This is a genomic window from Marinifilum flexuosum, from assembly GCF_003610555.1.
GTDB classification, from domain to species: Bacteria; Bacteroidota; Bacteroidia; order Bacteroidales; family Marinifilaceae; genus Marinifilum; species Marinifilum flexuosum.
In genome coordinates, this window is the sequence record NZ_RAPQ01000012.1 from 185,354 (window position 1) to 211,226 (window position 25,873).

Genomic DNA, 25,873 nt, shown 5'->3' on the forward strand with positions numbered 1-25,873 from the left:
AGATGACCTTTTGGTCTTTTATTCGTGTTTATCCTTACTTGTTCCATTTCAAAATTAATACATTTGTTTAAGCGACAACAAAAATCAGACAAGTACAACAAACAAATCTATGGATAAATTCAGTTTTTTGGGTAATAGTGAAATCGACTATATAGACGAGCTATACCAATCCTATAAGAAAGATCCCTATTCGGTGGAAGAAACATGGAGAACGTTTTTCCAGGGATTCGATTTCGCATCGGCTAATTTTCCGATAAAACAAGAAAGTAGCGAAAGCTTGCCGGCCAGCGAATCAATGAGCAAGGAATTCAATGTAATGAACTTGATTCAGGCTTATCGCCAAAGGGGGCATTTATTTACCAAAACCAATCCGGTTAGAACCAGAAGAAAATACTTTCCTACTCTGGATATTGAAAATTTCGATCTGGCAGAATCTGACTTGGAAACTCCATTTCATGCCGGGAAAGAAATTGGTATTGGCGTAGCAAAATTAAAAGATATTGTAGCCCACCTGCAAGATACTTATTGTAAATCTGTAGGTGCTGAATATGTTTTTGTTCGTCATCCGCAAATGTTGCGATGGCTGCAAAAGAAAATGGAGAGTTCGAAGAATACTCCACAGTTTACCGATGAACAACGCAAGCACATCTACTACCATTTAAGAATGGCAGTTGGCTTCGAGAATTACATTCACAAGAAGTTTGTGGGACAAAAAAGATTCTCATTGGAAGGTGCAGAAACACTAATCCCTGCTTTGGATGCCATGATTGAACGTGGTGCCGAGTTAGGAGTTCAGGAGTTCATCTTTGGTATGGCTCACCGAGGCCGACTAAATGTTCTGGCCAATATTCTTGAGAAACCTTACGAAAATATTTTCAAGGAATTCGTTGGTGAAGAATATGAAGAAGACATTGCGCTGGGCGATGTAAAATATCACCTGGGGTATGGCAATACTGTAAAAACGGACGATGGCAGCGAGGTAAAATTGCATTTGGCTCCAAATCCATCTCACCTGGAAACAGTAGGTGCTGTAGTACAAGGAATTTCACGATCAAAAATTGACAATGATTACGAAGGCAACCAAGATCGATTGGTTCCTGTTGTGATACATGGTGATGCGGCAATTGCCGGCCAGGGAATTGTATACGAAATCATTCAAATGTCTCAACTGAAGGGATACAAAACAGGTGGTACCATCCATTTGGTGATTAACAACCAGGTTGGATTTACAACCAATTACCTGGATGCAAGATCGAGTACATACTGTACCGATGTAGCCAAGGTAACTCGCTGTCCTGTTTTTCATGTGAATGGTGATGATGTTGAAGCATTGATTTTTACCATTAAAATGGCAATGGAATACCGTCAGGAATTTAATACTGATGTCTTCATTGATATTCTATCGTACAGAAAATATGGGCATAACGAAGGTGATGAACCTCGTTTTACCCAGCCAATATTATACAAGGAGATTGCCAAGCATAAAAACCCTAGAGACATTTATGCGGATTATTTAATTCAGAAAGGTGTTTACTCTCAACCTGAAGTGAAGACGATCAATTCGGATTACAACAAACTGTTGGATGATAAATTTGAACTTTCGAAAACATTCGATAAGGTTATTATTCAACCATTCCTGGATAATTATTACAAAGGCATTCGATATTCAGTTGAATCTGATTTTGAATCTTCTCCTGAAACTGGTGTAAATAAAAAAACACTGCTATCATTAGCGGATAACTTTACTTCTCTACCTGGAGACTTAAAATTCTTCAAGAAGATTGGAAAGTTAATGGGCGATAGAAAGAAAATGGTGGAAAACGATCAGCTTGACTGGGCAATGGGTGAAATGTTGGCTTACTCAAGTTTGTTGACCGAAGGAAATTCAGTTCGAATTAGTGGTCAGGATTCTGAGCGTGGCACCTTCTCGCACCGACATGCAGCCTTGGTGATTGAGGATTCCGATAAGAAATATTTCCCACTTAAAAATCTTTCTGAAGATCAGGCTCCATTCCATGTTTACAATTCATCATTAAGCGAATATGGTGTATTGGGTTATGAATATGGATATGCTTTGGCGCATCCTTCTGGATTGACCATTTGGGAAGCGCAGTTTGGCGATTTCCACAATGTAGCGCAGGCGGTAATCGATCAGTACATTAGTGCTGCCGAAGACAAGTGGGGAATTAAGAATGGCTTGGTGATGTATTTGCCGCATGGATACGAAGGACAGGGTGCCGAGCACTCAAGTGCAAGAATGGAACGTTTCCTAACACTTTGTGCGCACAACAACATGCAAATCTCCAACCCAACTACTCCAGCCAATTTGTTCCACATGTTGCGCCGACAGGTAAAAAGAGATATCAGAGTACCTTTGATTTGCTTCTCTCCTAAAAGTTTGCTTCGTCACCCAGCTTGTGTTTCCAGCATGGACGAAATGGCAAAAGGTAAATTTCAGGAGGTTATTGATGACAAGAACGTAATCTCGGAAGAAGTAAGAAGAGTTGTGTTCTGTACAGGAAAAGTATACTTTGATTTATTGGCTCAGAAAGAAAAGCTAAATGCCCAGGATATTGCTTTGGTAAGAATGGAACAATTGTATCCTTTCCCACATCAGCAAGTTGATAAAGTTTTGGAAAGATATCCGAACGCTATCCTTCATTTATGGGTTCAGGAAGAACCTGAGAATATGGGAGCTTGGACATTTATGAATTATAACTTCCGCAACAAAGAGGTCAAATTGGTTCCTGTAGCTCGTCAGGCTAGTGGTAGTCCGGCAACAGGATTGGCCAAAATCCATATGCTTGGACAAAGCGAGATCATCAACAAAGTATTTAGAAAATGTGACTGCGATAGAAAATTGAAGTATTGCGGGTTACAATGTGTTGAGGGAAGTTCGCATGAAGAAATTCTGCAGACACATGAGTACTTTGAGGAGAAGAAGAGCAAACTTCTAATGTAATAACCAAGGAAAAAGTTTGTGTAAAGAATTCCATATTTCCTCATTCACACAATAACAAAATCACACAATAACGAAATAACAAATGATTGAAATAAAAATACCAAGTCCTGGAGAATCCATTTCAGAAGTTGAAATAGCCAATTGGTTTGTTGCCGATGGCGATATTGTAGAAAAAGATCAAGACATTGCTGAGATTGAATCTGACAAAGCAACGCTAACTTTAGTTGCCGACGAAGGCGGAAAAATTGAAATTCTTGCGCAAGAAGGCGATACCGTAGAAGTTGGTTCGGTGGCTTGTAAAATTGATACCAGTTTTGCAGGCGAGGCTCCAAGTCCAAAGGCCGCAGCTCCAAAAGAAGAAGTTGTTGAAGCAAAAGAACCTGCAAGTTCAGCTCCTACAGCCAATATCGAATCGGAGAATTACAAGGATGTAAAAATTTCTCCTGTGGCCAAAAAACTGATGGAAGAGAATCAGCTTTCGGTTGATGATGTGATTGCAGGCTTGCAAAGATTATCGAAAAAGGACATTCAGGCGGTTGTTGATCATACCAACAATCAACCTGCAACAGTTGCTGCTGCTCCTAAGGAAATTTCGCGTGAAGAGAAGCGCACCAAAATGACTAATCTTCGTAAGAAATTGAGTGCTCGTTTGGTATCGGTGAAGAACGAAACTGCCATGCTAACCACTTTTAACGAGGTTGACATGAGTGCCGTAATGGAACTGAGAAAGAAATATCAGAAAAAATTCGTTGATACTCATGATATCAAATTGGGTTTCATGTCATTCTTTACCAAAGCAGTTACCGAAGCTTTAAAGGCTCACCCTATGGTGAACTCGATGATTGATGGCGAAGAAATTGTAACGCCTGATTTTGCCGATGTTGCCATTGCCGTGCAAACACCAAAAGGATTGATGGTTCCTGTTATCAGAAATGCAGAATCCTTAGGATTGGCTGATATCGAAAAGAAACTAATGGAACTGGCAACCAAAGCTCGTGCAGGTAAAATTAGCCTTGATGAAATGACGGGCGGAACCTTTACCATTACCAATGGTGGTGTGTTTGGATCTCTTTTGAGTACTCCAATTATAAACCCTCCGCAATCGGGAATTTTAGGAATGCACAATATTGTTGAGCGACCAGTTGCTGTTAACGGCAAGGTGGAAATTCGCCCGATGATGTACATAGCCCTTTCCTACGATCACCGTGTGATTGATGGTAAGGATTCGGTAGGCTTTCTGGTTAAAATTAAAGAAATGATTGAAAACCCACACAAGATGTTGTTCGATGGAAAAGATCCGGATAGCATGCTGCTGGGATTATAGAAATAAAAGAAAAGCGATGAAATTTCATCGCTCTTCTTTTTATAATTTACTTACATATTTCTTTTTTTCTCGTCTGCTAAATTCTTGAGTTATTAACTCATCATTGCAATCTGACGAATAGTAATTATTTGGAAGCAACAAAGATTTACCTCCTTTGTAACAAAAAATTGGATTCACATATCCGTATTGATTGTGTTTATTTTCTTCTTTCTTAGAATCAAACAATTTTTTTGTTTTAAGGTAATACACCATTAATGTCAGCCTGCAATTTTTATTAGAGTCGAACCTTCCCACAATTCCTATTGGATCCATTGGGTTTACCATATCCCCTTCTTTTACATTTATGGTTCCTGATTTAAATCCAGAGTATTCAGCTAAAGTGCCATCTTTATGCTCTATAAGAACTCTATTCGTAGAACTCACAAAACTGTATTTTCGCGTGGTATCAGCTATATGTTTATCTTCAACTTGCACTACCAATCCTTTTCGTGCAGCAACAACAGGTTCCTCTTTTTCAACATTAAACACAAATGCATTAAAATCATCAGGAGAACCATTTCCAAAGGTAAGTCCCATGTATTCTGCCTTACGCACTTTTACTTTTGTGGCTGGTTTAAAAGGCAACATATAAACCATATCATCTTTAACTTTAGGGTTCACCTTTCCCCTCTGATAAATGTAAGTATAAGAAAATCCTATGCCATTAGCCGGATTTTTTGGTTTCAGAGTAAAAAAACGACCTGTACGTCCACTTACATGCGATCCATAACTTGTTTGCATGGCATTAGTTAAATCATCAAATTTAATTAGCAAATAGTAGGTTCCATAAACCTTTTTGGAATAGGTAAAATCAACACTATTATCACTTTTTCTTTCGTATTTCAACTCAATATCAGATTGAGCTAAAGATGTTTTACCTACCACAACAAGCAAGCAAAAACAAATACACAAGGCAATTTTATTCATACAGGTAATATTAACTGATCATATACTTTCCAAATGTACATTTTATTTTTTAAAACATAAAAATACAACAAAGTAAAATGCTATCTAACAGATTAAAGTTATAACACAACACTTACAGCTAATCTAGAATAGTAGTACAACTATTCCTTTTTCTTAGTTTTATTTTTTCTCCTGTTCAATTCCTTATTGTAGGCAGCAATCAACTTGTTTAAATGCTTGCATAATTCTATCACCTCATCGTTTTCAAAAAGGCAATAGGCTTCCAGTTTTTTTACAACTGTTCGGTACACCTTAATTAACTCGGCTCTTAAATCAATCATTTTGGTTTTTGGTGCAGTTGCCTGCGCAGTTATTCGTTCCATATAAGCTGCTTCAAATGCCTTGTTCTCTTCATCCAGATGCTTTACCCAATCACTCATGGCTAAAGTTTCAAACGCCTCGGTAAATCCAGGTTTATTTTACCAAGCCAATGTTAGCGAATAAAAGGTAGCAGATTTTACTTGATAATTTCGATACACAATCTGTTTGCCCATCGATTCGATGCTTACCCAAATAATTTCGGCAGCTTGTTTAATATCCTCATTGTAATGTTTTGTGTACCCACGAACACATTGCAGCAATCCCGTAAAAGAAGCACATCTTTTTTTGTCCAGTTCATTTACGTTTTTTGTGCAAGCACTTAGTTTTTTCTTCTTCAAAATGATATCGAATTGTTCCACCCCACTTCGAAGTAAATCCGATTCTTTTTGAAAATCAAGATCCTGATTTACTTTCATTAGAGCTTCCAAAATATGTTCTGTAAACGAGCAGAACTCTAAATTGTGTAAATGCGACAAATCAATAGATGAAATCATTATATTCTTACTCATAATTAGTTCTAATTATCAATTTTAAAGTAGTTTCAAGTATCCTGTACTCTTATTAGCTATACCAAACTTGTTTTTCCCTGTCCCAAACAAAAAGCACCCATATTTGCATAGAAGCAAAGCTTCCCCAGCTTGGGAACATCCATTTCAAATTAGAATGGAGTGTAAATTGCTTCTTTTTTTTCTAATGTTTTATTTAGGATTAATATTATCTCACTTTTAATTAAAATGAATTATTTTAAATTTAAGCATTTATCCTTTTTTGTTAAATTATTTATTTGAATTTAACATACGACTGGGGAATGCCTCTCTAAAATTAAAGCAAGCTTCCCCAAGCTGGGGATGGAAAGAAATAATATGATTTAAACCTTCCCAAATGCCAAAGCATACAAATCTTATCAATTAAAGAATTCGCGAGTAATTTTTGTATTGAAACAAAAAGGATTAATGATATCATTTTGTAGTGTAATCCTCCTCTAATTTACATCAATATATAATTCAAATTTAAACCAAAATATTTATCTGATTTCCACATTTTTTTAATTAAAATCCCTCATAAAATATGATCATAATTTCGTATCTTTGCAACTAAGGCTGATAACTAATATTTTTATAATAATTTAGTTAAGGGATGATTATCTACACAGCATGAAAGACCTGTCTTCTATTGATGATCAGTTTCTTAGAAAAATCCACCAAAACATTGAAGCAAATCTTGCTGACGAGGATTTTTCGGTAAACGAATTGGCCCAAAACGTAGGTCTTAGCAGATCTATGCTTCATAGAAAGTTGACCAAAACCTGTGGCAAATCTGCAAGCGAATTAATTAAAGAGATCAGGTTAGCACACGCTAAAACCATGCTCGAAAACAATGTAGCCACAGTTTCCGAAATAGCATACCAGGTTGGATTCCGAAATCCAAGCTATTTTAACAAAGTATTTAAATCGAGTTACAAAGTTTCACCAGGCGATATAAAAAAAGGAATTAAAGTTAGCTCCACAGGTCAATCAAAGTTCTTTTCGAGAATAAAACCAGAAAAACACAATAGGTATGGTATATTCATTTTGCCTGTTTTAATTCTATGCATCATCTTTTTTGCAGGTGCCTACATCTCTGGACTCTTTAATTCAAAAGAATCATCAATAGCAGTTCTTCCTTTACACAACCTAACTGGTAGTGTTGATAACAATTACTTTGTTGATGGCATGCACGATGCACTCATCGGCAAACTCGGGCAATTTTCCTCCCTTCGCGTAATTTCACGAACATCAACACTAAGGTATCGTGATGATCAAAAGCTATTAAGTGATATTGCCAATGAGTTGGACGTAAATTGCATTGTTGAAGGATCGGTAATTAATGTTGACGATAGCATCCGCATCTTAATTCAGTTAATTGATGTTTTCCCAGAGGAACGACACCTGTTAGCCAAAGAGTACAAGGATGAAATTAAAAATGTATTTGCTATTCAAACTTCAGTGATAAAAGACATTGCTGATGAAATAGAATTAGAACTATCCGATAAAGAGAAAATTAAGCTATCAAAAACTCGCAAGGTAAATCCTGAAGCTTATAAAGCCTATCTGCAAGGCATGCATTATTTAAACCAAGGAACACATAAGGCTTTCGAAAAGGGAATTCAATATTTACATGGGGCAATTAAAAATGATCCAGGAGATCCATTGGCTTATGCTGGTTTGGCTATTGGCTATGGTTTTAGAGGTCACGGAGAATTAAATTCGAAAGATGCCTTTCGTTTGGCTTTATCCTCAGCCAATAAAGCATTAAAACTAGATCCAACCATTGATGAAGCCTATAATGCTTTAGCTTTACTTTACTTGTATAAAGCCTGGAACTGGCCAAAAGCCAAAGAGACTTTTGAGAATGCGATTAGGAACAACCCTAACAATTCGGTTATTCATGCTCACTTTGCCTGGTATCATGTCTTATTCGGCGATAAAAAAAAGGCTATTCATCATGGCCGACAAGCTACAATATTTGAGCCTTTCTCTCCTGCTTATGCCTCTTGGCTTGGATTGTTATATTATCACGACAAGCAATACGATAAGGCTGAAAAATGGGCAAATAAAGCTTTAAAATTAAAAGAGAATGTTCCTTATGGACTTGCCACCCTGGGATGGGTCTGCATACAACGAAAGGAGTATCAAAAAGCCATTGATTATTTCGAAAAACTTCCTGCTAATAATTGTCATTGGAACACCATTTTGGGCTATGCTTATGTAAAAGCAGGTCAAAAAGACAAGGCTGTGGCTTTATGGAACAAACTAAACAAAAATCCTAATGAGCAAAACCCATATCACATGGGCATAATGGCATCTTATCTGGGTTTTATCGACAAAGCTTTTGAGCTAATTGATGAAGCTTGTGCCAATAAAATCTACCCAACAAGCTACATTGTTTTTAATCCTTGTGGAGAATATATCAGACGCGATTCTCGTTACAATGATTTATTACGAAAATTAAACCTTCCAAATAATAAAACAGTACTTTCCTCCAAGAATTAACACAACAATTAAAAGACACTTATAGTTGTAATAAACCACTAAATTACAAGTTTTTGTGTAGTGCAACCTCCTTGTAACAATTCAACCTGTGCACCTTTTTAATTGCAAGAAATTGCAACCATACTGCTAAGTACCTCAGAGCATTATGTCGTTACTTTACATTATCTAAAAAAGTAAACTTTAAGTTAAAAAATCGAAAAAATTAAAGCCATGAAAACAACAGTATTTTTAGCAGTATTACTATTTCTTGGCCTTTTTACATTTGGGCAAGATCTAAGAACAAACACTTTAGAAGGTGTTAATGTAACTCCACCAACTTTTATTGGGAGCGAAGCAGTTGAGTTAATAAAAATGAGGAACTATACTACTCTAAATGATTTTTTCACAGACAAAATAAGATATCCTGAAGAGTCAGAGAAAAGATTACGAGAAGGTACAGAAATTATTCAATTCACAGTATTACCAAACGGAAGTTTAGATGATTTTCAAGTTATTAATAGTATATCAGAAGAAATTGACGATGAAGTTTTACGAGTTTTAAAGAAAACTGATGGAATGTGGAAACCAGGTTATAATAATGCTATTCCTGTTGCTATGACCAAGGAAGTTGCAATTGCTTTTAGAATTGAAAATTCCGATCATTTATATGTAGCACAACGCTTGTTTAAAAGAGGCATGAAAAGTCATATCATCAAGAACAAAAACAAAAGAGCTTTAAGATTGTTAAATCGAGCAATGGTATATAAGCCATACAGCGAACCATTAATTTTCCAAAGATCGTTGGTACATCAAAAAATGGGAAATACCCAAGATGCTTGTAAGGATTGGAATCGTTTAAAAGCTTTGGGAAGTTCACTTTCCGATGCTTACTTGAGCAAGTTTTGCGAAGCTGAATATGCTGTTAATATTCCAGCAGACACCGAATATATCACCTTTGATATTAGAAAATAATTGGATGCTATTAAAAACAAAACCTGTCAGCATGCTGACAGGTTTCTTTTAATATAAAGTGTAGTTTTTACAATCTTTGTCCTCTCAAAATCACCGCATCAATTAAATTGCTTCCATAAGCATATGGCATAAATTCAACCGAAGGAATCTCTTTAGTGATAAAAATATTGGCAATTTTTCCTCGAGCGATACTTCCCAACTCTTCCTGAACACCCATTGCGTAAGCCGAGTTAATGGTAGTAGCATTAATGGCTTCCTGTGGCAACATTTTGTAATTGATACACGCCAAAGACATAATGAATTTCATATTTCCTGATGGCGATGAACCTGGGTTAAAGTCAGAAGCCAAAGCTACTGGTAATCCTGCATTCATCATATCGCGTACAGGTGAACAAACCATATTCAAAAAGAAAGCTGCACCTGGTAATACAGTTGGCATGGTTTCAGAATCTTTCAAACACTTGATTTCTTCCTCACCAACAAACTCAAGGTGATCAACCGATAAAGCATTGTATTTCACTCCTACCTGAATACCTCCTGAGTAATCCAACTCATTGGCATGGATTTTAGGACGCATACCATACTTCATCCCTGCGTTCAAAATACGATCAGTCTCTTCAACGGTAAAGAATCCCTCATCGCAAAACACATCAATGTAATCTGCCAATTCTTCTGCTGCAACCATAGGAATCATTTCGTTGATTACCAAATCAACATACTCTCCCTGACGACCTCTGTATTCAGCAGGCACAGCATGTGCACCCAAAAAGCTCGATTTAACGGTTAGCGGAGTTGTCTCTTTAATTCGCTTGATTACTCGAAGCATTTTCAACTCATCTTCAACTGTCAAACCATATCCACTCTTGATTTCAACTGCACCGGTTCCCATGCTTATGATTTCGTGAATACGCTCCATTGCAGCTTCGTATAACTCATCTTCGGTAGCATCGTGCATACGTTTAGCCGAATTCAAGATTCCGCCACCACGCTTGGCAATCTCTTCGTAAGAAAGACCTTTAATCTTATCAGTATATTCAATCTCGCGACTGCCTGCATACACCAAATGTGTGTGTGAATCACAGAACGATGGAAATACCATGCGACCTGTAGCATCGATCTCCTCTACATGATCGAATCCTTCCATTTCATCGTAATTGGGCATATTCTCCATCTTGCCAAAATCAGAGATCTTTTCATCTTCAATAAGCAAATAAGCATTATCAATGCAATTCAAATTTGCCATATCAGTTCCGGCAACCCATTTACGTGGAATTTCCTCAACCTGAACAAGAGTTTTTATATTACTTATTAACAACTTCATATCTATATCGATTAATAATTAGCAATTCATAATGAACAATTTGAAGAGAAGAATTAATACTGAAGGTTTCACAGTTTCAATTCAAATCCACTCATTCACTTTAACATGCAAATATTATCTAATTCTGAACAAATTGCAAACCTTTTCGATCTGCTCTTTAAAATTATTTTATATCGCTGATTCTGTACATATTTTTCTATTTTTACGCATTCAATTTTAAGGGGTAAAAACCAAAACACAATCTAAATCAACCTATATGTTTAAAAAGATACCACACACTTATGTAATTGTATTTGCAATAGTTGTATTATCTGCAATATTAACCTGGATAATTCCAGGAGGAGAGTTTGAAAGAACAACAGTAAATGTAAATGGAACTGATCGTGAAGTTATTGTTCAGGGTTCATATCATCAAATAGAAAGCCAAGGGCAAAGTTGGGAAATTTTCTCTTCTTTCTTTAAAGGATTTGTTGACAAGGCCGACATTATCATGTTTATTTTGGTAATTGGTGGTGCATTCTGGATTATGAATGCGAGTAAATCTATTGATGTAGGAATCTATTCCTTCTTGAAATTCACTCAAAAACTCGAGAAGAATAAAACCATACGGAAAATTGGGGTCAACAATATTATACTGACCTTAATCATGCTGGTGTTTAGTGCCTTTGGTGCCACATTTGGGATGAGTGAGGAAACCATTGCCTTTGTAATCATTTTTGTTCCGATGTCCATTAAAATGGGATATGATTCCATTGTTGGGGTTTGTATCTGTTTTGTAGCTGCCGGACTTGGTTTTGCAGGAGCACTTCTAAATCCTTTTACCATTGGTATTGCGCAAGGCTTATCCAACCTGCCTTTATTCTCAGGTATTGAATACAGGTTATTTTGCTGGGTAGTAATTAATGTAATTGGATTTGCGTTCATTTTAAGATATGCTGCTAAAATTCGCAAAAACCCACAAGCATCTTTGGTTTACACCGATGATGCTTACTGGAGAAAACATACCGATACAGATATGGAAGAGTTGGAATTCTATACTCCAAAATCAGCATGGGTAACCTATTTCATTCTCTTAATTACCATGGTGGTATTCTCTTTCCATTATCCTATGAGTACTTTGAAAGTTGGTAATTCGGAAATGACTACCTATGTACTTCCAATTGTGACAGGTTTATTTGCAATTCTAGGTCTTATATCTCTTCGTAAATCGGTACATTTCTACATTCTAAACCTTTTACTTTTCACAATCATTTACCTAATTGTTGGTGTAATGGGATATGGATGGTATATCATGGAGATTGCTACCTTATTCTTTGCCATGGGTATTTTCTCGGGTATAGCATTCAACAACACTGCCAACGAAATCACAAACTTATTCCTTGAAGGATCGAGAGATATTCTTTCTGCTGCAATGATTGTAGGTTTAGCGGGTGGTATTCTAATTGTACTGGAAGAAGGAAACGTAATCGATTCTATCCTTTATTACATTTCACAATCGATGAACGATTTTGGGAAGATGGCTTCTGTTTCAATCATGTACCTGATCCAAAATATTATTAATGTAATTATCCCATCAGGATCTGCGAAAGCAGCCTTAACCATGCCTATGATGTCTCAGTTCTCCGATTTAATTGGAGTATCGCGCCAGGCAACAGTAATGGCATTCCAGTTTGGTGATGGTTTTACCAACATGATTACTCCAACTTCGGGCGTATTAATCGGCGTTCTTGGCGTTGCAAAAATTCCATACGACAAATGGGTAAAATGGATTGGCGGATTTATGGCAATCTTGCTCTTGTTAGGACTTTTATTGCTAATTCCAACTGTAACCATGGAATTGAATGGATTCTAAATATAAAATGAGGGGCTCGCTTGAGCCCCTTTTTATTTCGATTAATATCCTGAATTTTGGGTAAAAAGAGGACAAGCCAGCTCGTGTTCTTAGCATATTGATATCATCCAGGGGAGCAGCTCCCGTTGATGATCCTGCTCTAAAGTTTGCTTCTACCCTTGTCAGATACATTTCAGTAATTCTTATTACCGGGGCATTATCGGCATTGGTAATACCATCAACGTACTTTGTAGTAAAGAATGATATGGTATTTTGGGCATCGGCCCCTTGCTCGGTAAGTGTCGTAAAACGAAGATCGTTATCCATATCGAATGTACTGATTAAATAATCTGAGAATGGAGCATCTCCACGTCCTTCAGGAGAAGGATTAAACAAACCTGAAAATCCTTCACCACTATATTGTCCATCAGCGGCAGTATTCACCAATGTAAATATATGCTCCTTTGATCCTTCATTTTGGAAAAAGGAGTAATCTGCTACCAGCTGAAAATTAGAATCTCCGATCACCGAATTTGCCAAAGAAGCTGCTTCAGACCATTCTCCTCTGTATAGATGTAATCGCGCCTTAAGGGCTTGTGCAGCTCCTTTTGTGGCCATGGTACGATCCGTTCCACTCAAATTAGCAATTGCAAAGTCTAAATCTGCTGCAATAAACGAATGAACTTCACTCAAACTTGACCTTAGAATTTCAAATTCCATTGTGCTCCGGTAAAAATAAAATCTACAATTGGAAGACAGTCTTTTGATCCTTTTCCTTGCTGAATTGGTGCCGAAAACCAGTCGTCCATATTAAAGTAGATCAATGCCCTCATGAATCGAGCCTCAGCAATCAGAGAATTTTTTTCTGCATCTTCGAATCCTGCTTCTTCCAAGGCAAGAACACCATCGATAACAAAGTTTACTGCCATTACAACTTCAAAGCAATCTCTCCAGACTTCCATAATTAAAGTATTGTTTGCAAGACTTTAAAGCTACAGCCAATTCATAAGAATTCATTCTTCAATCGGCATTTTCATGATACCATATTCGAAAGCAAAAAAAAGGCTGTCTCAATTCATGAGACAGCCAATTCATTTTATAGATGTATATTAATAACCAGAGTTCTGCACAAGGTTGTCGTTAACCTCTAACTCTCTTTCTGGTACAGGTAGAACCAAGCGATCTGCATCATAAGCAATTGATTCAGTATCGTCATCTGGATTATAAACGTTCACTTTCCAACGTCTTAAATCGTGTAAACGGAAACCTTCCCAACACAACTCAAAATATCTTTCCTGTCTGATACTGTTTTGATCAACAGTTGTATATGCAGATGCATTTGAACGTGCTCTCACTCTATTGATATCGTTTAGTGGTGTATCACCTAAAGAAGTTCCTTCTTCGAAGTTACCTTCTGCTCGAATTAGATACATCTCTGCAAAACGGATCAGTGGAGTATTCTTCTTACCATCGCCATATTTGGCAGTGTTAATACCACCATTATTTGAAGATTGTCCAACACCAATATAGTACATGGTACTCACGTCTGTAATTAAAGCTGAGCCAGCTAGATCTGTAGTCAATCCACCTCTTAAATCACCTACTTCAAATAAATCAAGAAAATCAGAAGTCATTTCCATGTCGCCACGACCATTACCAGCTAAACTTGCATAGTGTGTTGTTAAACCAGCATTTGACTCACCAGCATTACTTAATGCAGTTTGTTGCAATGCAAAAATATCTTCTGGAGTGTAACTTGAATTATTGAATGCTTTTAAAGGTGCATCAACTAAACCATACGAACCACTCTGGATAACATCATTAGCTTTGATGGTAGCATTTGCATAGTCACCCATTTGCAAGTAAACTCTTGCCAAAACTGCCTTCACTACATTTGCGTTAAGATAAGTCATTCGACTGTCACCTGTTGCTGTGTGGTAAGTAGTAAATAATGTTTCTGCTCCTGTTAAATCAGACAATACTCTGGAATAAACATCTCCAACAGAACTTCTGCCAGGGTAAGTAACATCACTTTCACCTTCTACAGGATCCAATAAGATTGGCACTGCCAATTGTGAATTACTTCCTGCACTTTCGTATTGTTTTCCCCACAATCTGGCCAATTCAAAATAAATCCATCCTCGAGTAGCCAACATCTCTGCTTCAACTCTGTTTCTATCATCTGCGTCATCAATGATATCCAATTTGCTTAAAACAATATTACAGATATTAATGGTATAGTAGGCTTCGATCCAAACATCACGAACATCGGCATTGTTAATCAAAAGAAGCTTACGCCCCATTTCTCTTTTCGTATTAAAGGTACCTACCCAACTTACATCAGATGATCTTCCTATTAGCTCACTGAAATAGTTCATGTTCGCACCAAAAAGGTCAGCATTCTGCATACGTTCATAAACAGAATTTGCAGTTAGCATTACTTTCTCCGATGTATTTGTTAATTCTGCATCTATGCTTTGATATGGATCTAATTCTAATTTATCCTCACAAGCGGATAAGCCTAGAAAAGTCATAAATGCAATTACATATATTAATTTATATTTTCTCATAATTTTTCTATTTATATAAACTTAACTTCAGCAAATTATAATCCTATATTAACACCAAAACTGATTGTTCTTGCCTGTGGTGCAGTATAGAAATCTCTACCTTGAATCACATTTGTGTTGGTTTGATCAAGTCCAACACCTGCAAAGTTCACCTCAGGGTCCCAACCTTTATAATCGGTAAATGTATATAGGTTTACAGCTGTTACATAAACTCGAAGATTAGACAGTTTCAAAGTATTTAGAACGCTTTGTGGGAAATTATAACCTAAAGTCACGTTCTTAATACGTAAGTAAGAAGCATCAGACAAGTATCTTGATGATGGATCTGTACCTGAATACTGATTTCCACCTAACCATGCCTGTGGTACGTCTGTAATATCACCTGGCTGTTGCCATCTGTTCAACTGATCTCTGGTTTGATTGTCTTTCCAGCTTGAAGCCTGGTTCGACTGGTATTGTCCACCACCGTTGTATACATCATTTCCATAAACGAATGCCATAACAACATCTAAATCAAACCCTTTATATGAGAAGCTATTTGTAATACCTCCAACGAAATCAGGGTTTGGATCACCAACAACCATATTAGCTGCAGCATTGTAATCATCAGTTGTTTCGCTACTTCCTTCTTCTACGTAATATAGTGCATGACCATTATCAGGATTAACACCAGCATATTTACGAGTATAGAAAACACCAATTGACTCACCTTGCATTACTCTGTTTACACCAGCAACAATATCACCGCCAGGTAACTTGGTAATTTCATTCTTATTGAATGAAATATTAAATGAAGTATTCCACTTAAACTCGCCAATTAAGTTGTTTGTATTGATCGAAAATTCAATCCCTTTGTTTTCAAGCTCTCCAACATTCTTTGTAATAGATGTAAAACCAGAAGTCGCTGGCAATCGCTGATTCAATAATAAATCTTTGGTCTTTTTGTAGTAAACATCAAATTCACCATTAATTCTATTATTAAAGAAACCAAAGTCCACACCAATATCCAATTGAGAAGTTGTTTCCCATTTCAAATCTGGATTTGGCAATTGAGTTGGTCTGATACCAGTGTAAGTTGTGTAATAAGAACCTTGGTACAATCCGCGAGAAGCGAAGTTTGAAATACCTGCATTACCCACAACACCATAACTACCTCTTAGTTTCAGGAAGCTTAACCAATCCTTATCTGCCAAGAATGATTCTCTGGAAACAATCCAACCTAGGGAACCTGCAAAAAAGTTACCAAAACGCTTGTCTTCACCGAATCGGGAAGAACCATCGCGACGGAAACTACCATTAACCAGGTATCTGTCTTTAAATTTGTAGTTTGAACGAATAAAGTATGATAAGAAGCTAAACTCTGTTTTAACACCACCAAAAGAACTTGTTTCAGCACCACTATTTAGAGTTTGGAAGTCATCAGAAGGAAACCCAATAGCTGTAACTGTACTGTTGTCATCTTTTGTTTCTTCATAAGTCATACCCATAGTAACCTCCATGGTGTGATCTTGGTTAAACTCCTTATTAAAGGTAAAATAGTTGTTGAACACCTGGTTTACAGATCTAACATTTCTTACACTTGCATTCCCCGATGGAGCACCATCATTGGTTTCTCTACCCTGGAAGCTGGTTTCTAACTGACTATAGTTATCTAAACCATATTCTGTTCTGAAGTTCAATTCAGGTAGAATTTTGTATTGAGCATACATATTCCCAATGGTTCTGGTAACCTCTTGTTTCACAAAGTTATCTCTTGCCGAAATCAAACCATTATAATAAATGGTACGCGTATTCAACTCTCCTGTTTCAGGATCGTGAGTAGGGTTCACTGGAGCTAAAGCTACCATCTGCATTGGTGTTGAGAAAGCATTATCATTTGCTACACGATCCAACTCTGTTTTAACAAGACTACCACTAACACCAATTTTCAATTTCTCGTTCACAGTATGATCTAAGTTCAATCTACCCCCAGTACGGGTAAAATCATTCTTGATAATAATCCCCTTGTTGTAGTTTCTTGAGAAGGAAGCGTAAAACTGTGTATTCTTACTACCACCTGAAGCTGACAAATCAAGGTTTTCAACACTTCCTGTTCTGAATACCTCATCTTGCCAATCAACATCAACACCTTCGCCACCATCACGTAACCATCCTGGGAACCATGATCCATCAGCAAAAGCATCTTCATTTGAAGCAAAGTAACCTGCATTTACAGCGGCTTCACCGTATAATTCACGATATTCTGCCGCATTCAAAAAGTCAACTTTGTTAGCTGCTTTACTAAAACCTTTTGAGTAGCTAAGGTTAATTTTTGTTTTCCCTTCTTTACCCTTCTTACTTGTTAAAATTACAACACCATTTGCCGCTCTGGAACCATAAATTGCAGCAGCTGATGCATCCTTTAAAATCTGAATCGATTCAATTTCACTAAAATTGATCGTATTCAATGGGTTTGTTGGTGAGTTATTCCCAATACCCTGATCCTGTGAAATAATTGGAATTCCGTCAAGTACATATAATGGTTGGTTATCAGCTGAAATTGATGATGACCCACGAACTCTCATTTTAATGGCTTCCCCTAGTTTACCACTTGCCTTCTCGATAAAAACCCCTGCGGTTTTACCATGAAGTGCAGATTCGAAACTTGGTACTGGTACGTCTTGCAGTTTTTCTGCGCTAACTTTTGTAATTGCACCCGTCATTTCTGACTTAATTTGCTTACCATATCCAACAACCACGACTTCATCCATCCCTATACTTTCCGGACTTAATGTAACATCTATAACAGTTTGATCACCAACAAGAATTTCCTGTGTAACCATTCCCACAAAACTATATACGATATAATCGGTTGGTTCTGCGGAGATTGTGTACTCTCCATCTATATTGGTACTTGTACCTGAAGTAGTGCCTTTAATCACTACAGATACTCCTGGCATTCCCATGCCATCATCTGAACTTTTTACTGTACCTGAAATCAGTTTTGTTTGTGCATTTATTAGTTGTAATGACATAATAAATATGCAAACAGTAAATATCAGTCTTTTCATACAATTAAATTTTTAATAAGTTTCATCATAAAATCTTGAGATACATCAACTCAAGACACATAGTAAAGCTTTTACATTGGCCTTAGAATTCATAACTAAACTTTTAGGTGATTTATTTCACACCTAAAACAGTCTCTATATTTGTGCGAATTATAATCGGTGATTCTATATTATATATACAAATCGAGCCGAAAATATATTTCTACACTCCGATAAATTATTGGTGATTTTGGGTTTTGAGCTTGAAGAGATAATAATAACAATCGTTACTGTCCATAACAGTCGACATGAGATGAATAGTATAACGATACTTAAATTACAAAGAAATGTAATCTACATGTTTTTTTTAGTTAAATCCTTTTAGGATGCTTCGAGTAGTAATTCCATATTAAAAGTTTTTAGGTTAGTAAAATTGTTTTTGGCACTCCAAATATATTCTATAGAAATTGGCATGATTTAACATCATAATAAAGAGCCCTATATTTATTAGATGATTTACAAACATTTTACCCTATCTAATTTATCTCTTTTTTTTTAATATTAAAAAAAAAAAGAGAAATCTTTTCAGATTTCTCTCAAATATTCAATGATTTAACGAAATCAATCAGCTTCTGAAATAGCCTCTACAGGGCATACTTCTGCACAAGCAGCACAGTCAATACAAGCATCTGGATCGATAACATAAATATCCCCCTCTGATATTGCATCAACCGGACATTCATTAATACATGAACCACAAGCGGTACATTCATCTGATATAAGGTAAGCCATAACAATTCGTTTTTAATTGATAAATTACTTATAATGAACTGAATTAAAATTACGACTTGGTTTCAATCAAAACAAGATGTTAACATCTTAAATTCTTATTTAGAATTATTCCAATTAATGATTATATTTACTCCAACAAAAAAAATTAAACAGACTAAAAAAACAATACATGGAATTTGAATATTCTACCACAACGGTATTAGTAGCTTTTGGCTTGACCTTATTTGCTGGTCTATCTACAGGAATAGGAAGTGCCATAGCCTTTTTTGCTAAACGAACCAACACCAAATTTTTATCTCTATCTCTGGGATTTTCAGCAGGTGTAATGATTTATGTATCTCTTGTTGAGATTTTTCAGAAGGCAAAAGATGCTTTGATTACTGACCATGGCGAAGTTGCAGGAACTTGGTATACGGTAATTTCATTCTTCTGTGGTATTTTATTTATTGCAGTAATTGATAAATTAATTCCTTCTTTTGAAAACCCACATGAGGTTAAAAAGATTGAAGACATTGACGAGGCCAATATCAAAAACAAGAAGTTGATGAGAATGGGCATATTTTCAGCACTAGCTATTGCAATTCATAACTTCCCAGAAGGCCTGGCAACATTTGCCGCAGCTCTTGCCGACCCAACAATTGCAATTCCAATTGCTGTGGCTATTGCAATTCACAATGTTCCGGAAGGAATTGCAGTTTCGGTACCAATTTATTATGCTACTGGTAGTAAGAAAAAAGCATTCCTATTATCATTTCTGTCTGGTTTGGCCGAACCTGTTGGAGCTTTAATCGGTTTTATTCTTATCTATTCTGTGTTAGGTTTAAGCAATACAATTTTTGGAGTATTATTTGGAGGTGTTGCAGGTATTATGGTATTCATTTCATTGGATGAACTATTACCAACTGCAGAAGAATATGGAGAACATCACAATGCTATTTATGGATTGATTGCCGGAATGGCGGTAATGGCTGTGAGCCTTTTGTTATTCTTGTAAAATATTGGGATTAAAAATCCTTTACTCTATAAGCCCTGATTACAAATCAGGGCTAGCTAAACTTTCTATTTTGCCTTAGCATTTTTCTTTTCTTCTCTTTGGAAGTATCTACAATACTCTTTCAATCCGCATGCTTTACATTTGGGTTTGCGAGCCAAACAAACATATCTTCCATGAAGAATTATCCAATGATGAGCGGTAGCAATCAATTCTTCTGGAATATAACTCACCAAAACCTTTTCTGTTTCCAATGGAGTTTTTGACTTGGTTGTTAAACCTAGTCTTTCAGAAACTCTAAAAACATGAGTATCCACGGCCATTGCAGGTTTATCGTAAACAACTGATGCAATTACATTCGCCGTTTTCCTACCAACTCCAGGAAGCATTTGTAGTTCTTTTACATCATCAGGAACCACTTCCTTAAAATCCTTAACCAGCATCTTTGCCATTCCCAACAAGTGCTTTGCCTTATTATTTGGGTATGAACATGATCTGATCAAATCGAAAATATCATCCTGACTTGCATGAGACAAATCGAATGCTGTTGGATACTTATCAAATAATGGAGGTGTAATCTGGTTAACCCTTTTATCGGTGCATTGCGCCGATAAAATTACGGCAACCAATAACTCGTAAGGATTAGTATAGTTTAATTCTGTTTCAGCAATTGGCATGTTCTCCTGAAACCAAGCTATTATTTTTTCAAACCTTTCTTTTTTACGCATAGTTAGTTTTGTTTTACAATTGCGAGCTAACGAAATTAATAAACTCTTACGAAAAACCTTATTTGCTTACAGAAAAGTAAGTATTGAGATACTTATTCTTAAATTTGCATCACAATTTTAGAGAATAACACAATGATATCATATTTACAGGTTGAAAACCTAAGCAAAAGTTACGGAGATCTAACACTATTTGAAGGCATTAGTTTTGGAGTTGGCCAAGGTCAAAAAATTGCATTGATCGCAAAAAATGGTACCGGAAAAACTTCCCTTCTAAATATTATTGCAGGAATCGACTCTCAAGATTTTGGAGATGTAATTTTTCGTAATGATATCAAAGTTGCTTACTTACAGCAAAATCCCAATCTAGAAAACAGCAACACAGTTCTTAATGAAGTTTTTAACTCCGACGATCCTGTACTTTCTGTAATCAGGGAATACGAAAAAGTAATTAGCTCGAATGATCAGGAAAAAATGACTGAGATTCTTGAGAAAATGGATCAATACAAAGCCTGGGATTACGAGAATAAAGTCAAACAAATTCTGTCTAAACTTAAAATTACCAATTTCGATCAGGTAATAGGACAACTTTCGGGTGGACAAAAAAAGAGAGTTGGATTGGCAAAAGTATTAATTACAGATCCTGACTTTTTGATTCTGGATGAGCCAACCAATCATTTGGACTTGGAGATGATTGAATGGTTGGAGGAATATTTGAACAAGTCGAAAGGAACCTTGCTAATGGTTACTCACGATCGTTATTTCTTAGATCGAGTTTGTAATGAAATCATTGAAATGGATGCGAACTCCATTTATACTTATAAAGGCAATTATTCCTATTATCTTGAAAAAAGAGCCGAAAGAATTGAAAATATAAATGCTGAAGTTGGCAAAGCTCAAAAGCTCTTAAAAACTGAACAAGAGTGGATGAGAAGAATGCCTCAGGCACGCGGAACAAAAGCAAAGTACCGCATTGATGCTTTTTACGAACTGAAGAAAAAAGCAGCAGCGGGTTTTAAGGAAGACGGTATGGAGTTGGATATCAAATCAGCTCGACTGGGAAAGAAAATTCTGGAACTGGAAGGTTTATACAAAAGTTTTGGTGACCTAAAAATTCTTGAAGATTTCAGTTATAAATTTCAGCGTGGCGAGAAAATTGGAATTGTGGGTAAAAATGGAACCGGAAAATCTACTTTCCTAAACATCATTACCCGCAATCTTGAACCGGATTCAGGATCAATTGAAATTGGAGAAACAGTTGTTTACGGTTATTACAAGCAGGATGGAATTACAATTAATGAAAATGAGAGAATTATTGATGTAATTAAAGATATTGCTGAGTCAATTGATCTAGGTAATGGCAAGGTGATGTCGGCATCTCAGTTTTTGGAGTATTTTCTATTTCCACCAAAAACACAATATAACTATGTATCAAAATTAAGTGGTGGAGAAAAACGTCGCTTGTATTTGATGACGGTTTTAATGAAAAATCCAAACTTCCTAATTTTGGATGAGCCTACAAATGATTTGGATATCATGACTCTGAATGTTTTAGAAGAATATCTAATGAACTTTAAAGGTTGTTTAATCATTGTTTCTCACGACCGTTACTTTATGGATAAAGTGGTTGACCAGATGTTTGCTTTCGAAGGAATGGGAAAAATCAGAAACTTCCCTGGCAACTACACAATATACCGTGATACAATTGCTGAAGAGGAAAAGGAGCTTAAGAAAATTGAAAAGCCTGTAAAACCAAAAAAAGAAAAACCAAAATCAAACAACTCGGTTAAAAAGCTTTCTTTTAACGAGAAGCGCGAATTTGAGCAATTAGAAGTTGACCTGGAAGCATTAAATACCGAAAAAGAAGAGTTGGAAACTACAATGAGCTCTGGTACATTAGCTAACGATGAGTTGATGCAAAAAGCAAGCAGAATTGAAGAAGTAATCAACCTGATTGATGAGAAAGAGTTACGTTGGCTGGAATTAAGTGAACGAGCTTAATTGTTACTACTGTGAAACATTTCTGTTTTTTTTGAGAATGATGATAAAATTAAGAGCTTTGTATTTCTACAAAAAAGCTGAATGAAAGATTTTACAAGCGGAAACGTAAGCAAACTAATTTTTAATTTTACACTACCAATGCTATTGGGAAATGTATTTCAACAACTTTACAATGTTGTTGATAGCATTATCGTTGGTAAAGTTTTAGGTAAAGAGGCCTTAGCTTCTGTAGGTGCCTCATTTCCGATTATTTTTACACTTATTGCACTGCTTATTGGAATTGGTTCCGGTTTCTCTATTGTTATATCGCAATTTTATGGCGCAAAGGATATTAACAGCGTAAAAAAATCCATCGATACAATGTATATATTCCTGTTTGTAGCAGGTTTGTTTGCATCAATATTTGGCATTTATTATAGCGAAGAACTTTTTCTTCTTTTGCAATTGCCTTTGGAGTTAATTCCTCAGGCAACTACTTATCTAAACATTTATATGGCAGGAATGATCCTGTTCTTTGGATTTAATGGTACAAGTTCGGTTCTACGAGGTTTAGGAGATTCTAAAACTCCTCTCTATTTTTTAATTCTTGCATCTCTTTTTAATATCCTATTTGATGTTCTTTTTGTAATGGTATTTAAATGGGGAATTGCAGGCGCAGCCTGGGCAACGGTAATCGCTCAAGGAGGAGCATTTGTAACCGGAATCTTATACCTTAATCGCACTCATAAAATCATGAAATTTTCATTATCGAAACTCAGTTTTGATAAAGCTCTTTTCATCAAGAGTTTAAAGATTGGTTTGCCTTCTGGAATTCAGCACACTTTTGTTGCCATTGGAATGATGGCTTTGCTGGGAATTGTAAATACTTTTGGTACTGATGTTATTGCGGCCTATACTGCCGCTGGTAGAATAGATTCTCTAGCCATGATGCCTGCAATGAACTTTTCTCAGGCCGTAGCTGCATTCGTAGGGCAAAACCTGGGAGCCAATAAAATAGAAAGGGTACGAAAAGGATTTAAGGCAACATTTTTAATGTCGAACCTGTTCTGCATTTTAATGACTGCCATAATTGTGATATTCGGAAGTCAACTCATGAAAATGTTTACCACTGATCCCAACGTAATTGCGATTGGCGAAAAGTACTTAATCATTGTAAGTTCCTTTTACCTGTTGTTTTCAACTCTATTTACAACAAATGGTGTACTACGCGGAGCTGGAGATACTTTAATCCCAATGTTTATCACCCTATTCTCTTTATGGATTATTAGAATTCCTGGAGCATATTTTCTTTCCTCTCAAATTGGAGAAACAGGAATTTGGTGGTCTATTCCAATTGGATGGTCAATGGGAGCACTTCTGTCCTATTTGTACTATTTAACAGGAAAATGGAAAAGCAAATCGGTAGTTCCTCACAAAGCTTGATTCCTACAATCCAATTAGTTTGTAATTCCACTTCAATCTCTTACCTTTGCGGAAATAAATATTTCGTATATGTTAATATCGATGACCGGCTTTGGTAAAGCCACTCTAGAATTGGAAAACAAAAAGGTTTCCATCGAAATTAAGTCTCTAAACAGCAAGCAGCTGGATATAAATACCAGAATACCGAACCTATATAAAGAAAAGGATTTGGTTCTTAGGAACGAAATCAAGAATCAACTTGAACGTGGTAAAGTTGAACTGTCTGTATTTATAGAGAGTGTTGGTACCGATAAAGAAACTAAAATAAACAAACCAATTGTTGAAGCTTACTATCAACAGCTTTCCGAACTTTCTTCAGAATTAGGTATTCCTATGGATAAAGAGCCTATTCTTCAAACCATCGTTAAGCTTCCGGATGCCCTAAAAACAGAGCACCAAGAGCTGGACGAAGAAGAATGGAATCAAATTTTTGCAGGATTTAAATCGGCTGTTGCCGACTTAAATTCATTTAGAAAGCAAGAAGGTGAAGCTTTACAAGTGGATATATTCGAGCGTATTGCAAACATTGAAAAACTATTGAAAGAGGTTCCTCAGTACGAAGCAAAACGTATCGAAACTGTTAAAACAAGAATTAACGATAACCTTAAGGATTTTGTTGAAAAACAAAATGTAGATAAAAACAGATTCGAGCAGGAAATTATCTATTATCTTGAAAAGTTAGATATTACCGAGGAAAAGGTTCGTTTAGAAAACCACTGCAAATACTTTATCGAAACGGCAAACAATGGCAAGTCAATCGGTAAAAAATTAGGTTTTATCGCTCAAGAAATTGGTAGAGAGATAAACACATTAGGATCGAAAGCAAACGATTCTGATATTCAAAAAATAGTGATTCAGATGAAAGACGAGCTGGAAAAGATAAAAGAGCAGCTCTTAAATGTCTTGTAAAATATAAAACGAAATTCAACAGAAGCGTAGGGTCAAAACTCTGCGCTTTTTTATAATTTTAAAACTACATACAAATTAAATATGTCAGGAAAATTATTCATTTTTTCAGCTCCAAGTGGTTCAGGTAAAACAACTATTGTTCGTCATTTACTTGGACAGGATTTTAAACTTGAATTTTCTGTTTCAGCAACCAGTCGTGCCAGCAGAGGAAAAGAAGTACATGGAAAAGATTATTACTTCTTAAGCACAGAGGAATTCAAACAAAAAATTGAAAATGATGAGTTTTTGGAGTGGGAAGAAGTGTACGAAGGATGTTTTTACGGCACTCTAAAAAGTGAGATTGATCGTATTAGAAATAAAGGCAACAATGTTATTTTTGATGTTGATGTTGTTGGTGGTGTAAACATCAAAAAATACTATAAAGATGATGCTTTGGCTGTTTTTATTCAACCACCTTCAATTGAAGAGTTAGAAAAAAGATTAAGAGGAAGAAATACCGATAGTGAAGAAGTGATTGCTGAAAGAATGAAAAAATTCCAGTTTGAATTGGGATTTGCAGATCAGTTTGATAAGGTGATTATTAACGACAAGCTTGAGGATGCTTTTCAAGAAGCTGAAAACACTTTAAGCGAATTCATTAAAAAATAA

Annotated in this window: 18 protein-coding genes and 1 pseudogene; 10 read left to right on the top strand and 9 right to left on the bottom strand. The window is 36.1% G+C overall.

Annotation, left to right across the window (positions count from 1 at the left end):
• The first annotated feature begins 109 nt into the window (after positions 1–109).
• Both BXY64_RS18925 and odhB read left to right on the top strand, forming a co-directional pair.
• Positions 110–2,962: a 2-oxoglutarate dehydrogenase E1 component gene (locus BXY64_RS18925; protein ID WP_120241542.1), complete on the top strand. Its 2,853-nt coding sequence runs from the start codon at positions 110–112 to the stop codon at positions 2,960–2,962.
• An 82-nt stretch (positions 2,963–3,044) separates the two neighbouring features.
• Positions 3,045–4,286 (top strand): 2-oxoglutarate dehydrogenase complex dihydrolipoyllysine-residue succinyltransferase, encoded by a 1,242-nt coding sequence (gene odhB / locus BXY64_RS18930; protein WP_120241543.1) that lies wholly within the window; start codon positions 3,045–3,047, stop codon positions 4,284–4,286.
• A gap of 39 nt (positions 4,287–4,325) precedes the next feature.
• On the opposite strand, the gene BXY64_RS18935 is transcribed toward odhB, so the two are convergent.
• Both BXY64_RS18935 and BXY64_RS21575 read right to left on the bottom strand, forming a co-directional pair.
• A complete protein-coding gene (locus BXY64_RS18935) occupies positions 4,326–5,252 on the bottom strand; it encodes a M23 family metallopeptidase (protein ID WP_120241544.1) in 927 nt (308 codons plus the stop codon).
• Positions 5,253–5,392: 140 nt separating this feature from the next.
• A pseudogene (locus BXY64_RS21575) lies at positions 5,393–6,121 on the bottom strand (DUF6261 family protein).
• Between the two features lie 645 nt (positions 6,122–6,766).
• Between BXY64_RS21575 and BXY64_RS18950 the strand changes: the two are divergent.
• Complete coding sequence (locus BXY64_RS18950) at positions 6,767–8,644, top strand: helix-turn-helix domain-containing protein (RefSeq protein ID WP_120241547.1); 1,878 nt, start codon at positions 6,767–6,769, stop codon at positions 8,642–8,644.
• A 210-nt stretch (positions 8,645–8,854) separates the two neighbouring features.
• Entirely contained in the window at positions 8,855–9,595 is a 741-nt protein-coding gene (locus BXY64_RS18955; RefSeq protein ID WP_120241548.1) for an energy transducer TonB, read from the top strand.
• A gap of 67 nt (positions 9,596–9,662) precedes the next feature.
• Here BXY64_RS18955 and hutI read toward each other — a convergent pair whose 3' ends face one another.
• Positions 9,663–10,916, bottom strand: a complete 1,254-nt coding sequence (gene hutI, locus BXY64_RS18960; protein ID WP_120241549.1) for an imidazolonepropionase — start codon at positions 10,914–10,916, stop codon at positions 9,663–9,665.
• Between the two features lie 256 nt (positions 10,917–11,172).
• Between hutI and BXY64_RS18965 the strand changes: the two genes are divergently transcribed.
• Entirely contained in the window at positions 11,173–12,768 is a 1,596-nt protein-coding gene (locus BXY64_RS18965) for a YfcC family protein (RefSeq protein ID WP_120241550.1), read from the top strand.
• Here BXY64_RS18965 and BXY64_RS18970 read toward each other — a convergent pair.
• The 5 genes from BXY64_RS18970 to BXY64_RS18990 form a co-directional block, all read right to left on the bottom strand.
• The gene (locus BXY64_RS18970; RefSeq protein WP_120241551.1) at positions 12,730–13,467 is read right to left on the bottom strand and encodes a RagB/SusD family nutrient uptake outer membrane protein; all 738 of its coding nucleotides are present in this window, start codon (positions 13,465–13,467) and stop codon (positions 12,730–12,732) included. The genes BXY64_RS18965 and BXY64_RS18970 overlap by 39 nt on opposite strands.
• On the bottom strand, positions 13,449–13,709 hold the full coding sequence (locus tag BXY64_RS18975; protein WP_120241552.1) for a RagB/SusD family nutrient uptake outer membrane protein: 261 nt from the start codon (positions 13,707–13,709) through the stop codon (positions 13,449–13,451). Before BXY64_RS18975 ends, BXY64_RS18970 begins: the two co-directional genes overlap by 19 nt.
• 147 nt (positions 13,710–13,856) lie before the next feature.
• Positions 13,857–15,317, bottom strand: a complete 1,461-nt coding sequence (locus BXY64_RS18980; RefSeq protein ID WP_120241553.1) for a RagB/SusD family nutrient uptake outer membrane protein — start codon at positions 15,315–15,317, stop codon at positions 13,857–13,859.
• A gap of 35 nt (positions 15,318–15,352) precedes the next feature.
• Positions 15,353–18,367 carry a SusC/RagA family TonB-linked outer membrane protein gene (locus BXY64_RS18985; protein WP_120241554.1) on the bottom strand — a complete coding sequence of 1,005 codons (3,015 nt, stop codon included), beginning with the start codon at positions 18,365–18,367 and terminating at the stop codon, positions 15,353–15,355.
• Positions 18,368–18,967: 600 nt separating this feature from the next.
• Positions 18,968–19,138 (bottom strand): DUF362 domain-containing protein, encoded by a 171-nt coding sequence (locus BXY64_RS18990; protein ID WP_120241555.1) that lies wholly within the window; start codon positions 19,136–19,138, stop codon positions 18,968–18,970.
• 169 nt (positions 19,139–19,307) lie between these two features.
• Here BXY64_RS18990 and zupT point away from each other — a divergent pair, with 169 nt between their 5' ends.
• A complete protein-coding gene (gene zupT, locus BXY64_RS18995) occupies positions 19,308–20,132 on the top strand; it encodes a zinc transporter ZupT (RefSeq protein WP_120241556.1) in 825 nt (274 codons plus the stop codon).
• Between the two features lie 65 nt (positions 20,133–20,197).
• Here zupT and nth read toward each other — a convergent pair whose 3' ends face one another.
• Positions 20,198–20,857 (bottom strand): endonuclease III, encoded by a 660-nt coding sequence (gene nth, locus BXY64_RS19000; RefSeq protein ID WP_120241557.1) that lies wholly within the window; start codon positions 20,855–20,857, stop codon positions 20,198–20,200.
• Positions 20,858–20,989: 132 nt separating this feature from the next.
• Here nth and BXY64_RS19005 point away from each other — a divergent pair, with 132 nt between their 5' ends.
• The 4 genes from BXY64_RS19005 (at position 20,990) to gmk (ending at position 25,873) form a co-directional block, all read left to right on the top strand.
• Positions 20,990–22,855, top strand: a complete 1,866-nt coding sequence (locus tag BXY64_RS19005) for an ABC-F family ATP-binding cassette domain-containing protein (protein ID WP_120241558.1) — start codon at positions 20,990–20,992, stop codon at positions 22,853–22,855.
• A gap of 81 nt (positions 22,856–22,936) precedes the next feature.
• Entirely contained in the window at positions 22,937–24,277 is a 1,341-nt protein-coding gene (locus BXY64_RS19010; RefSeq protein ID WP_120241559.1) for an MATE family efflux transporter, read from the top strand.
• A gap of 69 nt (positions 24,278–24,346) precedes the next feature.
• Positions 24,347–25,225, top strand: a complete 879-nt coding sequence (locus tag BXY64_RS19015; RefSeq protein ID WP_211334553.1) for a YicC/YloC family endoribonuclease — start codon at positions 24,347–24,349, stop codon at positions 25,223–25,225.
• An 81-nt stretch (positions 25,226–25,306) separates the two neighbouring features.
• Positions 25,307–25,873, top strand: a complete 567-nt coding sequence (gene gmk / locus BXY64_RS19020) for a guanylate kinase (RefSeq protein WP_120241561.1) — start codon at positions 25,307–25,309, stop codon at positions 25,871–25,873.